This is a genomic window from Thermodesulfovibrio sp. 3907-1M, from assembly GCF_040450955.1.
GTDB classification, from domain to species: Bacteria; Nitrospirota; Thermodesulfovibrionia; order Thermodesulfovibrionales; family Thermodesulfovibrionaceae; genus Thermodesulfovibrio; species Thermodesulfovibrio autotrophicus.
Genome location: NZ_CP144373.1, coordinates 1668014 through 1685774 on the forward strand (window position 1 = coordinate 1668014; position 17761 = coordinate 1685774).

Consider the following 17761-nt stretch of genomic DNA (forward strand, 5'->3'; position numbering starts at 1 on the left):
CTGTTGATAGACACTAAAATTTGTGGTATAATTTTAAAAAATCTTAAAGCAGGAGGAAACTATGACAAAGAAGTATGACACACCTTTATTGGATGAACTTGAAAAAGGTCCTTTCCCGAGCTTTGTTACGGAAATCAAGAAAGCAGCTGCTAAAAATCCAATGGCCGCTGATGAGCTTGGTCAGTTAGAAAAAAGTCATGAAGGACAAAGTAACTTACTGGAAGCACGGTGGAATCGTTGGCGTAAGAGGTTACGGAGGTGGAGTTATCGGAAGATACTCCCAGTTAGCTGATCAGTTCCCTGGTGTTGCTCACTTCCACACAGTCCGTGTTAATCAAACCTCTGGATTATTTTATACCTCAGAAACTATCAAATTTATTTGTGATCTTTGGGACAAGTATGGAAGTGGATTAACCAACTTTCATGGTTCAACAGGTGATATGGTATTGCTTGGCACAACAACTGACAACCTTGAGCCGATAGCTACTATTTTAAGCATGAATGGTTTTGACCTTGGTGGTTCTGGTTCTGCAATGAGAACACCAAGCTGCTGTGTTGGTCCAGCAAGATGTGAGTGGTCAATGATTGATACACTTGATATCACTTATGATCTTAACTCAAGAATTCCAGGATGAGCTTCATAGACCACAGTTCCCATACAAGTTCAAAATTAAAACAGTTGGATGTCCAGTTGATTGCAATGCAGCTATTGCCCGTGCAGACCTTTCTATAATCGGAACATGGAAAGGACCTATAGCAATTGATCAGGACAAAGTCAGAGAGTATGCAAAGAAAGGCATGAATATTCAGGAAGAAATAGTTAATTTCTGTCCTGGAAAATGCATAACATGGGATGGAAACAATCTTTCAATAAACAACAGTGATTGTTTACGTTGCATGCACTGTATCACAAGACTTAAAGGAGCTTTAAAGCCTACACCACCTTTTGGTGCAACTCTTCTCATAGGTGCAAAGGCACCATTCGTTATAGGTGCAACTCTTTCATGGGTAATCGTACCATTTATGGAAATGAAGCCACCATATGAAGAAATAAAGAATCTTATTAGAAATATGTGGGATTGGTGGAACGAATATGGAAAGAACAGAGAAAGAATTGGAGAGCTTATTATTCGCCGCGGAATGAGAGAGTTCCTTGAAGTATGTGGACTTGAACCAACACCTGAAATGGTTAGAGAGCCAAGAAATGATCCATTCTGGTTCTGGAAAGAAGAAGACTTAGAGAAAAAACCATGGGAAGAATTCTTAAAATAACTAACTAAATAAAAGGAGGTAAGAATTATGCCTTATGTAATTCCCGATGTAGTAGATGTAAAACAGAGGAAAACAGATATAGGACCACCTCATTACAAAAACTTTTTACCCCCAGTAATCCAGAAAAACTATGGAGACTGGAAAACCCATGAAATATTAAGCCCTGGCTTAATGGTTCATATAGCTAATTCTGGTGATAAAATCTGGACGGTAAGAGTAGCATCTCCAAGACTTCTGAGCACTGATACATTGAGAGAGATTGCTGAACTTGCTGAGAAGTATTGTGATGGCTATTTAAGATTTACAACGAGAAACAACATAGAGTTTCTTGTATCCGATGAAAGCAAAGTTAAACCTTTAATGGATGAACTTACAGCTAAGAAATACATGATTGGCGGAATCGGCTCAAGAGTTAGCAATATTGTTCATACACAGGGTTGGATTCACTGTCATTCAGCTGCAGTAGATGCTTCTGCTTTAGTTAAATGTATAATGGATGAATTTGCTGATTATTTTACCACAAAAGAAACTCCTAATAAGGTTAGATTTGCAGTTGCCTGTTGCACAAACATGTGTGGTGCAGTTCACTGCTCAGATATAGCATTTGTGGGAATTCATAGAAAGATTCCAAGAATTGACCATGATAACTTTAAAAACCTCTGCGAGCTTCCTACAACAATGGCTGCATGCCCAACAGCAGCAATAACACCTGATCCAGCAAAGAAATCAGTAAAAATCAATGCTGATAAATGCATGTACTGTGGTAACTGCTTCTCAGTCTGTCCTGCACTTCCCATTGCAGACCCTGAGAATGATGGTGTTGCAATAGTGGTAGGTGGAAAGGTTGGTAATTTGAGAAAACCACCAATGTTTTCAAAGCTTGCGGTTGCATATCTACCAAATAATCCACCAAGATGGCCAGAAGTTGTAAAGGCAACGAGGAAGATTTTTGATGCTTATGTTGCTGGTGCAAAGAAGCATGAGAGAGTGGGTGAATGGATTGAAAGGATTGGCTGGGAGAAATTCTTCGCAGTCACTGGTTTACCATTCACATTCCAGCACATTGACGACTGGACATATGCATTCAAGACTTTTAGAACTACAACACAATTTAAGTGGACAAAATAAATAAGAAGGAGGGGATTACCCTCCTTCTTAATTTTTTACGAAAGGAGTGTGATTTTAAATGGAGAAAGAGGAACTCAAAAAAGCAATATACCAACTAATCGAGCAGTCAGCCGGCAAGAAGAAATACAAGCAGGCAGATGTAATAAAGCATTTCAGACAGCAGGGTATTCCTGATGCAGAAACAAAAGCAGCAATAAGAGAGCTTATTGACTCAGGAGAGTTGATTTATACCTACTTTGGTGGAAGCTATATAGAACTTGGAGAAAAACGCAAAGGTGCTTAATCAACGAGGTTTTAAAGGAGGGTCTTCCCCTCCTTTTATTTTTGATACTCTTCAAAAATTTACAAGCCTTTGAAAATCAAGAAATTGTAGCCTCTTTAATCTTCAATTATCTTCGCACTAAGGAGTAGACCCATCGGCTTGCTTAGGGATGACAGAAAAAAGTGGTTCTGGATAACCCTTTAAGGATTAGATTTTTCAGGCAACTTTCTTGCGAAGTTTACCTTGAGCATAGCTGAAGGACTCAGTGCTCCATGTCCTGATTTTTGATATAATTTATTTATGAGTTCCTTGAATAAAATTGCTTCAGATATTGTCAGAAAGCTCAAAGAAAAACAAAAAACTTTTTCAACAGCAGAATCTTGCACAGGAGGTCTTATTGCATCATCAATAACAGAGATTCCTGGTGCAAGCAAAGTTTTTCTCGGAGGAGTCGTTGTTTATGCAACTGAGATGAAAAAAAGGATTTTAAAAATTCCTGATGAAGTGTTTCACTACGGAGTTATTTCAGAAGAAATGGCAGAAGCAATGGCAAGAGCGATAAAATCAATCACTGTCTCAGACTATTCAATTTCCACAACAGGAAATCTCGGACCTGATACAATGGAGGAAAAGCCAAAGGGATTAATCTATATTGCTGTTTCAACACCAGAAAAGCTCTGTATTAAGGAACTTAATCTTACAGGTGATAGACTATCAAATAAAATAAAAGCAACAGAAGAAGCATTAAAGTTGCTTGAAGAAATGTTATAATTAAAATATGAAAATTAACGAGCTTATTTCAGAAAAAGAACTCAAAGAAATTGTTTTAAATGAATACAGAAGAAAATATGAAAAAAAGTATGGAATGACATTTTTTGAAAAAGAAAATATCGTAGAAAAGAGAAATTTCTCATGGGATGTTGAAAAGGATGCAATGCAGTGGGAACATGCTATTGAGTCATTAAAAGTTCTTTCAGATAAAATTAAAAAGATTGAAGAACTAAATGAATGAAAGGGTATATAAATTTAATTCAGAATCTTGCCTTAAAATCCAACTTAAAAATTCTTTATTTTGATTTTTCAGACTTCTCTTTAATTGCAAGGATAGGACTTTCTTCAGAGGATTTTATAATAAAAAGTCTTGAATATTTGGGGAAATTTGGACATTTTTAGATGAAATTAAAAGAGGTTATATTATGAATGAGATTCCTGAAGATATAAAAAAGGAGATAGAAAGGCTTGTTAAAGAGATAAACTATCACAACTACCGTTACTATGTTCTTGACAGCCCTGTTATCTCTGATGAAGAATACGACCAGATGCTGAGAAGGCTCAAGGAGCTTGAAGAAAAATGGGGATATATTCTACCTGACTCACCCACTCAGAGAGTTGGAGCAGCTCCATCTGAAAAGTTTGAAAAGGTTGAACACCGTGAACCCATGCTTTCCCTTGATAATGCCTTTTCTGAAGAGGAATTAAGAGATTTTGATAACAGAGTAAGAAGGCTTCTTGGAAGCAGTGAACCTGTTGAATACACAGTAGAGCCAAAATATGACGGGCTTGCAGTAGAGCTTTCCTATAAAAATGGATTTTTATACAAAGCATCAACCCGTGGAGATGGCTATGTTGGTGAGGACATAACTCAGAATATCAAGACAATAAAATCAATTCCCCTCAAAATTGAAGGAGTGCAGATCATACCAGAAGAGATAGACATTCGTGGTGAAGTTTACATGAACATTGATGAATTTGAGAGAATAAACAGTGAAAGAGAAGAAAAAGGAGAGCCAGTTTTTGCCAATCCAAGAAATGCAGCTTCTGGTTCAGTGCGTCAACTTGACCCATCTATTACAGCGAGTAGAAGACTTCATATGGCATGTTATGGTGTGGGATATTATTCAGGCATAGATTTTAAAACTCAGGATGAGTTTATTGAGTGGCTAAAAAAAGCAAGATTTCCTGTTCCTGCTTTTGTTAAGGTGGCAAAAGGAATTGATGAAGTAATAGAGGCAATAAAAGAGATAGAAAAACTTAGAGCAGGTTATCCTTTTGAGACAGATGGAGCTGTTGTTAAAGTGAATAGTTTTGAACTTCAGAGACGTCTCGGTGCAAAAACCCGTGAACCAAGATGGGCAATTGCCTATAAGTATCCTGCCCATCAAGGAATTACAAAATTGAAGGACATTCTTGCAAGTGTAGGAAGGACTGGTGTTATAACACCAGTGGCAATCCTTGAACCTGTCAGAATTGGAGGAGTTACAGTTTCAAGGTCAACTCTTCATAACTGGGATGAAGTAAAAAGAAAGGATATAAGAGTTGGAGATTATGTGATTGTGGAGAGAGCTGGAGAGGTAATTCCTCATATAATCGGCGTTGTTGTTGATAGAAGAAGCGGACAAGAAGTCATACCTCAGGTTCCCGAGCAATGTCCAGTGTGTGGATCAAAAACTGTGAGAGAGCCAGGAGAGGTGGCCTTAAAATGCATTAACTTCAACTGTCCTGCCCAGGTGGAGGAACGGATTAAACATTTTGCATCCCGTAGAGCAATGAATATTGAAGGATTGGGGGACAAAACTGTTGAACTTCTTCATGAAAGAGGTTTGATAAAAAGTTTTGTTGATTTATATAAACTTAAACAGGAAGATATTAGAGGACTTCCAGGATTTGCTGATCTCTCATCAAAAAAGCTTATTGAAGCAATTGAAAGGAGCAAAAAGACAACTCTGGCAAGATTTCTTTACGCTCTTGGAATAAGTCAGGTTGGAGAGTATGCGGCTAAACTTCTTGCTCAGAATTTTAGAAGACTTGAGGAGTTTTATCATGTTAAAATGGAGCAACTCATTGAGATTCCTCAGATAGGAGAAAAAACAGCAAGAGCAATTGAGCAGTTCTTCAATAATGAAGAAAATCTGAAAGCAATAGAGGAACTTAAAAAATTAGGCTTGACCATAGAAAATCCGGATTATCAGGAGAAAGAAAGACCATTACCTCTTAAAGGACTTACTTTTGTTATAACAGGCAGTCTACCTAAGCCAAGACATGAAGTGCAGGATATGATTGAAAAGGCTGGAGGTAAAGTTTCATCTTCTGTATCAAAAAATACTGACTATCTCGTAGTAGGTGAAGAACCGGGAAGTAAACTTGCAAAGGCAAAGGAATTAGGAGTGAAAACCATATCCTATGAAGAATTGCTGAAGATACTCGGGTGAGGCTTGTATAAACTCAGAATTATCTGTCCAGGAAGAACAAAAGCCAAGTTTATTAAAGATGGTATTAACCATTACACTAAACTCCTTACTCCCTATGCAAAGGTTGAACTCATTGAGCTTAAAGAAGGACACGGGAAAGCAGATAAAGTAATTGAAGAAGAATCAAAGCAGATTCTTAATTCAGTAAAGGGAAATTTTATCCTTCTTCATAGAGAAGGACAAAAGCTTGATTCTTTAGAATTTGCACGTTTAATAAAAGATAAAGCCACACATGAATTTGTCATAGGTGGAGTTTATGGAGTCAGTGAAGAAGTTATTAAGTCAGCTTACTTTAAACTTTCTCTTTCTTATTTAACCTTTACCCACGAAATCAGTAGACTCCTTCTTCTTGAACAGCTCTACAGAGCAATGACGATCATTCATGGCAAGAGTTATCACTATTGAGTTATTTGGCAGCTAAACCAAATATTGTGATGAGAATACTTACAAAGGTAAATCCTATTCCTATAAACCATTGTATGAATGTTAATCTTTTTTCCATTGCTTCAAATCGTGCATTCATCTCCCGTTGTAGAGCTTCAAATCTTTTTTCCATTGCTTCAAATCGTGCATTCATCTCCCGTTGTAGAGCTTCAAATCTTTTTTCCATTGCTTCAAATCGTGCAGTTTCTATTTCCCTTAAAGCTTTTATTTCCTCTTCAACCCTAATAACTCTCTCAATAATAGAGAGTTCCTTTGCTCTCTGCTCATTTTGACGAACAAAATCAGCTATTAACTCTCTTACCAGAGCTTCTACTTGCTGTTTTGATAGGAATTCTGTCTCTAACTCAGGCATACAAAATTATAACTTATCTTCAGGTTCAATTGGAATAGCCTCTTCAATTAATAGAATAGGGATACCTTCTTTTATTGGATAATAGACAGAGCAGTTTTTACAGACAAGTCTTTCTTCGTCTTCTTCATAAACAAGATCCTCTTTGCATTTTGGACAGACTATTATCTCAAGCAATTCTTTATCAAGAGGCATCCAGCAACCTCCTTAATCTTTTCAGAGTTTTTTCCTTGCCAACAATTTCAAGAACTTCGTATATTCCAGGGCTTACAGTATTGCCTGTTATGGCTACTCTAACAGGCTGGGCTATCTGACCAAGTTTTAATCCTCTTTCATTAACGATATCCATAAATATTTTTTCTATTTTATCCTGCGTAAAATCTTGCAGTTGAGATAGTTTTTCAGTAACTTCTTTAAGTATTGGCATGGTTTCAGAGTTTATGTATTTTTCCTTTGCCTTTGGATCAATCTCAACATACTCAAGAAAATAATATCTCATTGCATGGGCAAGTTCCAGAAGTGTTCTACATCTTTCTTTAAGGGATCTTATAGCTTTGCATATCCATTTTAAATCAACAGTTTCGTCTTTTTTTATGTATCCTTCTTTAATTAAAAAAGGTTTTACAAGTTCAAAGAGTTTTTCTTCTGAAGTTAATTTCATGTATTCACTGTTTAACCAGAGAAGTTTTTCAGAATCAAAAACAGCATTTGCCTTTCCTACCTGATCTAAGTTAAAATATTTTATTAATTCTTCTCTGGTAAAAATCTCCTGATCTCCATGAGACCAGCCAAGTCGGGCAAGAAAGTTTACAACTGCATCTGCAAGATATCCTTCATCTCGGTAAGCAAGCACACTGGTAGCACCATGCCTCTTACTTAAACGAGTTCTGTCTTTTCCAAGAATCATAGGAATATGGGCAAACTCTGGAGGATTGATTCCAAGAGCATGATAAATATGAATCTGTTTCGGTGTGTTATTAAGATGATCCTCTCCTCTTATTACATGAGTTATTCTCATTTCATAATCGTCAACAACAACGCAGAAATTGTATGTTGGAGTTCCATCACTTCTAAGTATTACAAGGTCTTCAATCTCACTGTTCTTAAATGTAACAGGACCTTTTACAAGGTCATTAACTACTGTTTCACCTTCAAGAGGCATTTTAAAACGAATTGCAAAGGGTTTATTGAGGTATTCTTTAATTTCTCTACAGCGCCTGTCATATCTTGGCGGTTTTCCTTCTTTCATAGCTTTTTGTCTACGATCTTCAAGCTCCTCTGGAGTACAGTAGCAACGATAGGCTTTCCCTTCTTCAAGAAGTTTATGGGCATAGGCTTTGTAAATTTCTATTCTATCAGTCTGCCTGAAAGGACCTTCATCCCAGTTGAGTCCCAACCATTTCAATGCCTCTATAATTGATTCAATATACTCCTCTGTGGAACGGGACCTGTCAGTGTCTTCAATCCTTAAGATAAAAATTCCATTATGATGCCTTGCAAAAAGCCAGTTAAAAAGAGCTGTTCTTGCTCCTCCAATATGTAGATGTCCTGTTGGAGAAGGTGCAAATCTAACCCTTACCATCTATCCTCCTTTACTAACGCTGATATTAATAAATTAGTATACACTTTGGCACGATTTTTATGCTATGCTATATTAGCATTATGCCGACAAAACCTTTGACAGAAAAAATGCCTCTTGGGGCTTTCCTTCTGAAAAAAGGTAAGATTTCTGAGAAACAACTAATTGATGCTCAGGCAGTTCAGAAAATTGAAGGTATAAAGATTGGTGCCGCATTAGTAAAATTAGGTTATATAACAGAAGATGAGCTTGTGCAGTCTATGAGCGAGCTTTACGGATTTCCAGTATTTAAAATGGATTCTCACAAAATTGATCCCTCTGTAGTTAAACTTCTTCCAGAGGATGTAATAAAAAAGTATAAGATGTTGCCAATTTATAGAGAAGGAAACATAGTAAAGGTTCTTACAACTGATCCAGCTAATGAAATAGCACTGGAACAGCTTAAGTTTTTCTTAAGTGGATTTAGAATAATGTTTTATATAGGAAAGGATTCGGATTTTAGAACTCTGATAAATCAATTTTTTGGAGAACAGGATGAGACTTATGCTTCCCAGAATATTCATGAACTTGTTGAGATAGTCTCTAAGGAACCCTCTTCAGGAGAGCCTCAAGAGGAGATTCACCTGGAAGCAGAAGGTCCTTTAGTTAGAGTTGTCAATCAAATAATTTTGAATGCTATTTCAAAAAGAGCAAGCGATATTCATATAGAGCCTTTTGAAGACAGTGTATATGTAAGATACAGAATAGATGGTGTTCTTCATGATATTTTAACTTTACCAGAAAAATTAAAGAGAAATCTGACTGCAAGAATAAAGATTATGTCAAATCTTGATATATCAGAAAAAAGGCTTCCCCAAGATGGAAGGATAAAGATGAAAATCGGCAAAAAAGAGGTTGATTTCAGAGTCTCCACTCTTCCTTCAATATTTGGTGAGAAGATTGTTTTAAGAATCCTTGAAAAAGGCTCTCTTCAGCTTGACCTTACCCGTCTTGGCTTTGAAGAAGAATCTCTTGAATTTTTCCTTGAGGCTCTGAGCAAACCCTATGGAATGATACTCGTTACAGGACCAACGGGTTCAGGAAAAACTACTACCTTGTATTCAGCTTTAATGAAACTTAACAGACCAGAGGTAAATATCATGACTGTTGAGGACCCTGTTGAATACACTCTTCCAAGAATTACACAGGTTCAGGTTGAAGAAGAAATAGGAAGGACATTTGCTCAGGTGCTAAGGTCTTTTTTAAGACAAGATCCTGATATAATCATGGTTGGTGAAATAAGAGATTTTGAAACTGCAGAGATTGCCATAAAAGCAGCACTCACAGGGCATCTTGTTTTGAGCACACTTCATACAAATGATGCACCAAGCACCATTACAAGATTAGTAAACATGGGTATAGAGCCTTTTTTAATTTCATCCTCCGTAATTCTGATTGTAGCGCAGAGACTTATAAGAAAGCTATGTGAAAACTGTAAAAAAGAACAAAAGTATTCAAAAGACTCTTTAATAAAGCTCGGATTTCCTGAGGACAGGATTGAAGGATTAAAAATTTATGAGGCAAAAGGATGTCCTGAGTGCAATCAAACAGGTTATCGTGGAAGAATGGCTCTTTATGAAGTAATGCCTATAAAAGAGGAAATTAGAGAATTGATTCTTACAGGTGCTTCTGCAAGAGAGATTAAGAAAGAAGCTGTAAAACTTGGTATGCTTACTTTGAGGCAATCGGGGATAAGAAAAATAATGGCAGGAATAACGAGCATAGAGGAAGTTTTAAGAGTTACTGTGGAGGATTGATGGACAAGCTTGAAGTTTTACTTAAAGCTGCTCCAAAGATAACAAGGGAGAAAAGACTTAATAATCTTATTGAGATTCTTTCTAATCTTGCAAAGGAGATAATTGAAGTTGACCGTTGCAGTCTCTTTATCATAGATGAACCAAAAAAGGAGCTTTATACAATATTTGCCCATGGAGTAAAGGAAATTAGAATTCCTTTGACTTCTGGGATTGCAGGGCATGTTGTAAAAACAGGGAAAAGCTACGTGACAGAAAATGCTTACAAAAGCAAATTTTTTAATCCAGAGATTGATAGAGCCTCAGGATACATAACAAGAAATATTCTCGCTGTTCCAGTTATTGATTCAAAAGGCAAGGTAATTGGTGTATATCAGGCGATAAACAAATCAGGCAGATTCAACAACACAGACATCAGGCTAATGAAGCTTATTGCAGAGTTTGCTGCAGCGGCAATAGAGACGAGAATGCTTTACGAAAAAATAAAAGAAGTACAAAAAAAAGTTCTCATAAAACTTTCAAAAGCAGCAGAATACAAAGACCCTGAAACTCCGAACCACTTTTTAAGAGTGGGACTTATTTCAAGTTTAATTGCAGAAAAACTTGGAATAGATGAGGAAAGATGTGAATTGCTCATGTTAGCTTCCACAATGCATGATATAGGAAAAATAGGGATTCCAGACAGAATTCTTCAGAAATCAGGCAGGCTTGAACCTGATGAGTGGGAAATAATGAAAAAACATCCAATAATTGGATATGAGCTTCTTTACGATGAAGAAAGTGAACTTCTACAGATGGCAGCCATAATAGCACTGGAACACCATGAAAGATGGGATGGAAAGGGTTATCCCTTTGCTAAAAAAGAAAATGAAATATCTTTATGGGCAAGAATAGTAGGCGTTGTTGACAACTTTGATACCCTTACAACAGATAAAGATGACAGAGAATCGTGGAGCATAGATAAGGCAGTAAGTTACATAGAAGCTATGAAAGAAAAAGCCTTTGATCCAGAAGTTGTTGATGTTTTCTTTGAAAATCTTAAAAAAATAATTGAAATAAAAGAAAAATATAAGGATTAATGGAAAAAGAAATTTTTTCAGAGCATTTTAGGGCACTTCTTGAGTTTTCAGCAATAATTAATTCATCTCTTGAAATTGAAGAGATAAGAAAGAGAGCCTGCGAAGCAATAATAGCTCTCGTCAATTGCGAGGCTGCAAGTCTTCTGCTTTTTGATAGGGAATCAGAAGAGCTTTATTTTGATGTTGCTCTTGGAGAAAAAGCTCACAAAGTAAAAACAATAAGACTTAAATTGGGACAGGGTATTGCTGGATGGGTCGCTGAAAAAAAACAGGCAGTTATAATAAATGATGTTCAGAATGATCCAAGATTTTTCAGAGGAGGAGATAAAAAATCAGGATTCATCACAAAAACAATGCTTTGTTTACCTGTAATGATTAAAGAAAGACTTTTAGGAGTGATTCAGGCAATAAACAAAAGGAACGGTTTTTTTAATGAATACGATATGGAGCTACTCAATGCACTTAGCAGTCAGGTTGCAGTGGCAATAGAAAATGCAAGACTCTATGACGAACTTAAACAGACCTTTTATGAAATTGTTTTTGCCCTTGCAGACACCATTGAAAAAAGAGACCCCTATACAGCAGGACATACAAAAAGAGTGATGGATTATTCTGTTGCGACAGCGATTGAGATGGGGCTTGGTAAAGAAGAGCTTGAAAAACTCAAACTCGCAGCAATACTTCATGATATAGGCAAGATTGGTATAAGAGATTCAATTTTACTTAAAACCGAAAGATTAACAGATGAAGAGTATAGAATAATACAGAATCACGCAATTTATGGAGCAGAAATTCTTCAACATGTACGACAGCTTAAAGATATTATTCCTGGAGTAAAATATCATCATGAAAAGTTTGACGGTAGTGGATATCCTGAAGGACTAAAAGCGGAAGAGATTCCCTTAATTGCAAGAATTATTGCAGTGGCTGATACATTTGATGCAATGACCACAGACAGACCCTACAGAAAAGCAATGAGTGTTGAAAATGCGATAGAAGAGTTGAAAGATAAGGCAGGAACTCAATTTGATTCTGAGTTGGTTGAAGCCTTTCTGAAAGCATTAAATAAAATGAGGTGAGCTTTGAGAATAAAAGTTCTTGGGGCTTCCGGTTCTGATGTTCCAGGATATCACCTTTCATCTTTTCTTTTAAACAATAAAATACTTTTTGATGCAGGAGGTATCACAGGCTCTTTAAGCTTTAGAAATCAACAGAAAATAGAGCATATATTTATAACCCATGCTCATCTTGACCACATAAGAGATATCCCTTTTCTGGCTGATAATTTAATTGTGAGCGGTAAAGGGAAAAGTATAAAAATTTATTCCATAAAAGAAATTCTTGATGATATAAAAAAACATTTGCTCAATCACAGACTATGGCCAGATTTCACAGTTATTCCAGATGTTCAGAACTCAATTTTAAGACTTGAGATCATTCCAGAAGAAAGCCCAATTTTAATAGATGGATATAAAATAACTGCTTACAGAATGAATCACACAGTGCCATCAGTTGGCTATCTTGTTGAAAAAGATGGTCAAGCTTTCTTTTATACAGGAGATACAGGACCTGCAAAGAATTCCTGGAAAAAGCTTTCAGACAAGAAATTAAATGCATTAATCATTGAAGTTTCTCTTCCAGATAAAATGAAAGAACTTGCAATAAAAACAGGACATTTAACCGCAGAACTCTTTTTTGAAGCTTTAAAGATGTTTCATCATAAGCCTGAAAGAATCTTCATAACCCACATAAAACCCTTTTACAGAAAGCAAATTGAGAAAGAACTAAAGAAGTTCCCTGAGTACAGAATAAAGATTCTTCAGGGAGGAGAAACAATAAAGTTTTAATGATGGCTAAAAATAAAGAACTCATAGCAACCTTATTTATTGCTGTTTTTTTCTCGTGTCTCTTTTATATAAAACCACGACCACTTGAAATCATTGATATGAAAATATATGATTTATTTTTCCATGTTCGTGGCAAAGAAAATCCTCCTGACAACATAGTTATTGCTGCAATTGATGAAGCCTCGCTTGAAAAACTTGGAAGATGGCCCTGGAGTAGAGATAAAATAGCAAAACTAATAGATAAACTTTCAGAATATGAAGCTGCTGTTATTGCTCTGGATATTATTTTTAGCGAGTCTGAAAAAAATGATCGTTTATTGGCTGAAACTATATCAAGAGCAGGTAATGTTATTTTACCTGTTGTTTTCTTTTTTGATGTGGAAGATGCACCGAAAGAGGCTGAAATAACCGAATCAGCTTTTTCTATTTTAAATCCTGAAAGATTTCTTAGATACCAACCTGTTTCATCAAAAAGCGTTCTTGTTCCTGAAAGCATTCTTTCTCGGAAAGCAGCAGGATTTGGACATATAAATATGTTTCCGGATTCTGACGGGACAATAAGATGGGAAGTTTTGTTTATTAACTACTATGGATACATGATACCAGGACTTCCTCTTAAAACAGCAGCAATGTATCTCGGAATCCCTCAGGAAAAGCAACTGATTGATGCAACAAAAGGAGTCTATCTTGGCAAAAGATACATTCCAACTGACCCCTGGGGAAGAATTTTAATTCCCTACTACGGAGGTAATGGAAGTTTCAAACACATCTCAATTGCTGATATAGTTGAAAACAGAGTTAAAAAAGATGCGCTACAGGACAAAATTATCCTCATTGGTGCTACTGCTGTTGGTATTTATGATTTAAGGGTGACTCCAGTGAGTTCAGCTTTGCCGGGCGTGGAAAAACATGCAAATGTAATTGCTTCACTTATGGAAGGCAAAAGCATTCTTGCAGTTTCCAACTATGTTGTTGTTATGTTGATTTTAACTTCAGTATTTTCAGGACTGTTTCTCTATCAGAGATTAAAAGCAGGATACTGTTTGATTGTTTTGCTGATTATGCTGAGCGGAGTTTTCATGGCATCTTTCTATTTATTTACAAAGGGCACATGGCTTTCTGTTATCTATGTTTCAGGAAGTTTATTTATTCATTTTCTGACAACAATCACATTAAGATATGCATACTCTGAAAAACAGGCAAGACAGATAAAAAAGATATTCTCAAGCTATGTCACAGAAAAGGTTGTCAATGAACTTATTAAAAATCCCTCAATGGCAAAACTTGGTGGAGAAAGAAGAGAAGTTACTGTATTATTCTCTGATATCAGAGGATTTACAACTCTGTCTGAAAAGCTTCCTCCTGAGAAGGTTGTCGAGCTTCTCAATGAGTATTTTGCTCAGATGGCTGAGATTATCTTCAAATGGGAAGGAACACTTGATAAATTTATGGGTGATGCGATAATGGTTTTTTGGAATGCGCCACTTTCACAGAATGACCATGCAGAGAGAGCCCTGAACTGCACAGTAGAGATGATAAAAAAGCTAAGGAATTTATGTAAAAAGTGGGATGAAGAGGGAAAACCTCAATTAAAAATTGGCATTGGTATAAACACAGGACAAGCTCTTGTTGGCAATATTGGTGCAGAGGGTAAAAAGATGGATTACACTGTAATTGGTGATAGTGTAAATCTGGCATCAAGGCTTGAAGGTTTAAATAAAGAGTTTAATTCTGAAATAATTATATCTGAATTTACATTTAAAAAATTGCAGGAGAAGATTGAGGCTGATTTTTTTGGTGCAATAGATGTAGAGGAACTTGGAGAGATATCAGTAAAAGGGAAAGAAAAACCTGTTAAAATCTTTAAGGTTTCTGTTAAGTAGTTAAGAATATTAGGATTCTCCCTATTTTCTTGACAAATTCTCAAATATTGTAGTAGTTTAAAAAAGATGGGCGGATAGCTCAGATGGGAGAGCGCAGCCCTTACAAGGCTGAGGTCACAGGTTCGAAACCTGTTCCGCCCATGTGGTAAATGGGGTGGTAGTTCAGCCCGGTTAGAACGCTTGCCTGTCACGCAAGAGGCCGCGGGTTCAAGTCCCGTCCACCCCGCCAATAAAATCAAGAATTTGTGATAGTCCTCAACAGTTTTCAGATCCACTCCTGACATCACCAGTTGGCTTGCAAATGTGTGTGTCTTAGGTCGTGGAAGTGGAAGTCTCTGATGTTAGCTTTCTTACAAGCGGTGGCAAAACTTCTTTTCCTTATTTCCTTTCCCCTCTCACTAAATGGTCTTTGGCATTGTAATTGACGGTTCCTATTTGCCTGCCATTTCTATCGTAAAAGGTATAACTTATTGATGAAAGATTCCCATCTGTATATCTCCTTTCTACCTTCACCATATTACCATCACTCCCTCTCATGCTCTTTGACCAGACAAGGCTCCTTTCCTGAGCAATCTCCTCAATCCTTCCGATCCAGCTTTTGTCAGCAGGGTCAACAATGTGGCCCTGGTCGAGCTTCATGGCAGTCATCTCCTGTGGTGTTGGAAGATGCCGACCGCAGAGGTCAAAACCTCTTGTAGAAAACCCTCCACCTTCACCAGTCGGATTTGTAACAAGCCCACCCTTGCCAGTCTTTGCCTCCTTTTCTTTTTCATAACCAGATTCTGTTGCTTCACCGGGATAGGTTTTAGAAGGTTGCACTCCTTTGCTGAATGTCCTTCCGCCTATTTGCTCCTGTTTGCCAATCTTCCTCTCTTTCTCTTTTCTTATAGAAGCTTCAAGTTGCTCCTTATATTTTCTTCTCAATTCATCAGCCTTCTTGCATACAGGACTATCACATGATACTGACTCAGGATTAGGCGTATAAATGGTCTTTTTAATCCATTCTTTTCTATCTTGAGGGTACTCGGTTGATCTCACAGCTCCTTTTGCAAACTCCTGCCATGCCTGACGATCAAGGCTGTCATCATTCCGCCCAATCACCCATCCAGTATGGATGTCTTCCGCTAATCTGTCCAGTTGTTCATTTGTTGGATTTTCAGTATTTTTTACTTCTTCCATGTCCCTTCTGGTCCTATCATCATTTATCTCTCGAGCATTGTCTAAATGCTGTTCTGCCGATTCATTTTTATTGTTCAGAAAGTCGTTCATGGCAGAATCCATCTCATCAATGATCTTTTCTTCTTCCTCTTTTCTATCTACCTCCCCCTCCATTGCCTGCCCTGACTTTCCTATGTTTGCCGAGGGTTTTCCTGGTAATTTCCCCATGGATAAACCCTCGGGAGAATATTTTTTCAACCCGCCCATCCTTGATTTTTCCATCCTTGAGCAAGGGTCACTGCCAAAAGAAGGACCTGAAAATCCAAGGGATAGGATAACTCTGCCTGTTTCCTCGTCGGCTTTTTCTGGAGGGACATTATTCTTAGTTACTACCTTTGGTTTCTTTTCAAACCTTTTCTGGGCATAGGAACCCCCAGACCCGAAAACCAAGAGGAATAAAATAAGAAAAACTGTCAGTCTTTTCATGATAACCTCCTATTTTGCTTTTGCTGGAGCAGGCTTAAATTTTTTATATTTTTCGGGATGTTCATAATGGCTGGGGAAGAAGATATCACTAGTTCTATTATTTGATTCATCAAGCTCTGCTACCTCGTTATCAGGATCAAGAGTAATTCTGAACCAGCAATCAGCCTTTGGTGCAAAATAGTTGTCAACATAAATCCATATAGTTCTATATCCTCCATTAGCTTGAAGATCCTCAATTTCTATGATTCCATTCACAATTTTACCTTCCTTTATACTGTGCCACTTTTCCTCTTTGCTGTAATAATAACCTACATCGTATTTACTATCTCTACCAGTTTCTGCGTGATACTCCTTTTCCCAATCCCATCTTCTCTCAATTCTGACCTTCAGCTTTGAAACATCACTATGTCCGGAATTGACGACATTAATTTTTAGCTGTGCTTCATCATAGACAACAGCCTGCTCATTTTCTCTTTCTGAAATTTTTGGGAAAATCTCAGCTTTTGTTATTTTTAGGTCTGGTAGAGATTTTAATACTTCCTCTGACTTTTTTACCCCCTCTTTTACAGCCCCTTCAGGAATCTTTGGAACCTGGAGGCATTTTGGTTTGAAACTCTTTTTGAAGTCAGGATGTGGATGGCATTCATTTTTCTGGTCATATGGCGACCGGTTGTAAACTGCGAAAGAGGCATGGATTGCAGCGTCCCTGCATTGTAAAGGCTCTTTTGAAGACCATCCCCATACATCAATGTAGCCCTTCTTTAAATCATTTTCTGTTACTACAAAGCCTATAACTGGAAATCCGCCATAATCGTAGGGAGGAAAGGCTGGCGTTGGACCATAATATTCGAGAAGATTAGTTTCAGTTTCAGAATACTTAATTCCTATCAGTCTGAGAGACATCGTTTTTGACCAGAATTTAGCTGGAGCGTCTGAAGGTCCTTCAAAGGCACAGTCGCAGAGCTTTTGACCCGGAGCGCCAGGAATTATTGTCTTCTTTGTGAATTTGACCCTCGCGCCAACATTTAATTTTTCTCCCTGTTGAGGTCCCTTAGAAAAAAGAATGTCTCCTACCTCTGCGCACCAGTAACTCTTAGCAATTTTTACCTGAGCAGGAGTCTGTGGTTTCATCTGGGCAGATGAAAGAACCGGGAAAACCATAAGACTCATTAAAAGCCATACTAAAAACTTTGTTTTCATAATTTAGACCTCCTTATAATTTTTATTTCTATC

General features: G+C 37.2%; 17 protein-coding genes, 2 tRNA genes and 1 pseudogene. 15 read left to right on the forward strand and 5 right to left on the reverse strand.

The window, feature by feature from the left end; all coding sequences use genetic code 11:
- Window positions 1-61: 61 nt before the first annotated feature.
- The 8 genes and pseudogenes from dsrA (at window position 62) to V4D30_RS08655 (ending at window position 6315) form a co-directional block, all read left to right on the forward strand.
- Window positions 62-1272: pseudogene (gene dsrA, locus V4D30_RS08620) on the forward strand (dissimilatory-type sulfite reductase subunit alpha).
- Between the two features lie 27 nt (window positions 1273-1299).
- Window positions 1300-2400 carry a dissimilatory-type sulfite reductase subunit beta gene (gene dsrB, locus V4D30_RS08625; protein ID WP_353683920.1) on the forward strand — a complete coding sequence of 367 codons (1101 nt, stop codon included), beginning with the start codon at window positions 1300-1302 and terminating at the stop codon, window positions 2398-2400.
- 58 nt (window positions 2401-2458) lie between these two features.
- Window positions 2459-2683, forward strand: a complete 225-nt coding sequence (locus tag V4D30_RS08630; RefSeq protein ID WP_353683921.1) for a hypothetical protein — start codon at window positions 2459-2461, stop codon at window positions 2681-2683.
- Between the two features lie 279 nt (window positions 2684-2962).
- Window positions 2963-3433 carry a CinA family protein gene (locus tag V4D30_RS08635; RefSeq protein WP_353683922.1) on the forward strand — a complete coding sequence of 157 codons (471 nt, stop codon included), beginning with the start codon at window positions 2963-2965 and terminating at the stop codon, window positions 3431-3433.
- A gap of 7 nt (window positions 3434-3440) precedes the next feature.
- A complete protein-coding gene (locus V4D30_RS08640; RefSeq protein ID WP_353683923.1) occupies window positions 3441-3674 on the forward strand; it encodes a hypothetical protein in 234 nt (77 codons plus the stop codon).
- Window positions 3671-3835: a hypothetical protein gene (locus tag V4D30_RS08645; RefSeq protein ID WP_353683924.1), complete on the forward strand. Its 165-nt coding sequence runs from the start codon at window positions 3671-3673 to the stop codon at window positions 3833-3835. Before V4D30_RS08640 ends, V4D30_RS08645 begins: the two co-directional genes overlap by 4 nt.
- Window positions 3836-3858: 23 nt before the next feature.
- Complete coding sequence (ligA, locus tag V4D30_RS08650; protein WP_353683925.1) at window positions 3859-5871, forward strand: NAD-dependent DNA ligase LigA; 2013 nt, start codon at window positions 3859-3861, stop codon at window positions 5869-5871.
- 3 nt (window positions 5872-5874) lie between these two features.
- The gene (locus V4D30_RS08655; RefSeq protein ID WP_353683926.1) at window positions 5875-6315 is read left to right on the forward strand and encodes a 23S rRNA (pseudouridine(1915)-N(3))-methyltransferase RlmH; all 441 of its coding nucleotides are present in this window, start codon (window positions 5875-5877) and stop codon (window positions 6313-6315) included.
- Window position 6316: 1 nt separating this feature from the next.
- On the opposite strand, the gene V4D30_RS08660 is transcribed toward V4D30_RS08655, so the two are convergent.
- Genes V4D30_RS08660 through gltX form a run of 3 tightly spaced genes read right to left on the reverse strand, consistent with a single transcriptional unit; the run spans window position 6317 to window position 8285 of the window.
- Window positions 6317-6706 (reverse strand): hypothetical protein, encoded by a 390-nt coding sequence (locus tag V4D30_RS08660; protein WP_353683927.1) that lies wholly within the window; start codon window positions 6704-6706, stop codon window positions 6317-6319.
- A gap of 6 nt (window positions 6707-6712) precedes the next feature.
- Window positions 6713-6898, reverse strand: a complete 186-nt coding sequence (locus V4D30_RS08665; protein ID WP_353683928.1) for a Trm112 family protein — start codon at window positions 6896-6898, stop codon at window positions 6713-6715.
- Window positions 6888-8285 (reverse strand): glutamate--tRNA ligase, encoded by a 1398-nt coding sequence (gltX, locus tag V4D30_RS08670; RefSeq protein ID WP_353683929.1) that lies wholly within the window; start codon window positions 8283-8285, stop codon window positions 6888-6890. Before gltX ends, V4D30_RS08665 begins: the two co-directional genes overlap by 11 nt.
- A gap of 59 nt (window positions 8286-8344) precedes the next feature.
- On the opposite strand from gltX, the gene pilB reads away from it, so the two are divergent.
- The 7 genes from pilB to V4D30_RS08705 all read left to right on the forward strand — a co-directional run bounded on the left by pilB (window position 8345) and on the right by V4D30_RS08705 (window position 15113).
- Window positions 8345-10078, forward strand: a complete 1734-nt coding sequence (gene pilB / locus V4D30_RS08675) for a type IV-A pilus assembly ATPase PilB (protein WP_353683930.1) — start codon at window positions 8345-8347, stop codon at window positions 10076-10078.
- On the forward strand, window positions 10078-11154 hold the full coding sequence (locus V4D30_RS08680) for an HD domain-containing phosphohydrolase (protein WP_353683931.1): 1077 nt from the start codon (window positions 10078-10080) through the stop codon (window positions 11152-11154). The genes pilB and V4D30_RS08680 overlap by 1 nt, the downstream gene beginning before the upstream one ends.
- Window positions 11154-12233 (forward strand): HD domain-containing phosphohydrolase, encoded by a 1080-nt coding sequence (locus V4D30_RS08685; RefSeq protein ID WP_353683932.1) that lies wholly within the window; start codon window positions 11154-11156, stop codon window positions 12231-12233. Before V4D30_RS08680 ends, V4D30_RS08685 begins: the two co-directional genes overlap by 1 nt.
- Window positions 12234-12236: 3 nt before the next feature.
- Entirely contained in the window at window positions 12237-13001 is a 765-nt protein-coding gene (locus tag V4D30_RS08690) for a 3',5'-cyclic-nucleotide phosphodiesterase (protein ID WP_353683933.1), read from the forward strand.
- A complete protein-coding gene (locus V4D30_RS08695) occupies window positions 13001-14884 on the forward strand; it encodes an adenylate/guanylate cyclase domain-containing protein (RefSeq protein ID WP_353683934.1) in 1884 nt (627 codons plus the stop codon). Before V4D30_RS08690 ends, V4D30_RS08695 begins: the two co-directional genes overlap by 1 nt.
- Window positions 14885-14952: 68 nt before the next feature.
- Window positions 14953-15025 (forward strand) — tRNA-Val (locus V4D30_RS08700).
- Window positions 15026-15035: 10 nt separating this feature from the next.
- Window positions 15036-15113: transfer RNA gene (locus V4D30_RS08705), tRNA-Asp, on the forward strand.
- A 149-nt stretch (window positions 15114-15262) separates the two neighbouring features.
- On the opposite strand, the gene V4D30_RS08710 is transcribed toward V4D30_RS08705, so the two are convergent.
- Both V4D30_RS08710 and V4D30_RS08715 read right to left on the reverse strand, forming a co-directional pair.
- Window positions 15263-16324 (reverse strand): hypothetical protein, encoded by a 1062-nt coding sequence (locus tag V4D30_RS08710; RefSeq protein ID WP_353683935.1) that lies wholly within the window; start codon window positions 16322-16324, stop codon window positions 15263-15265.
- Between the two features lie 213 nt (window positions 16325-16537).
- Window positions 16538-17728: a hypothetical protein gene (locus V4D30_RS08715; protein ID WP_353683936.1), complete on the reverse strand. Its 1191-nt coding sequence runs from the start codon at window positions 17726-17728 to the stop codon at window positions 16538-16540.
- Window positions 17729-17761 lie beyond the last annotated feature (33 nt).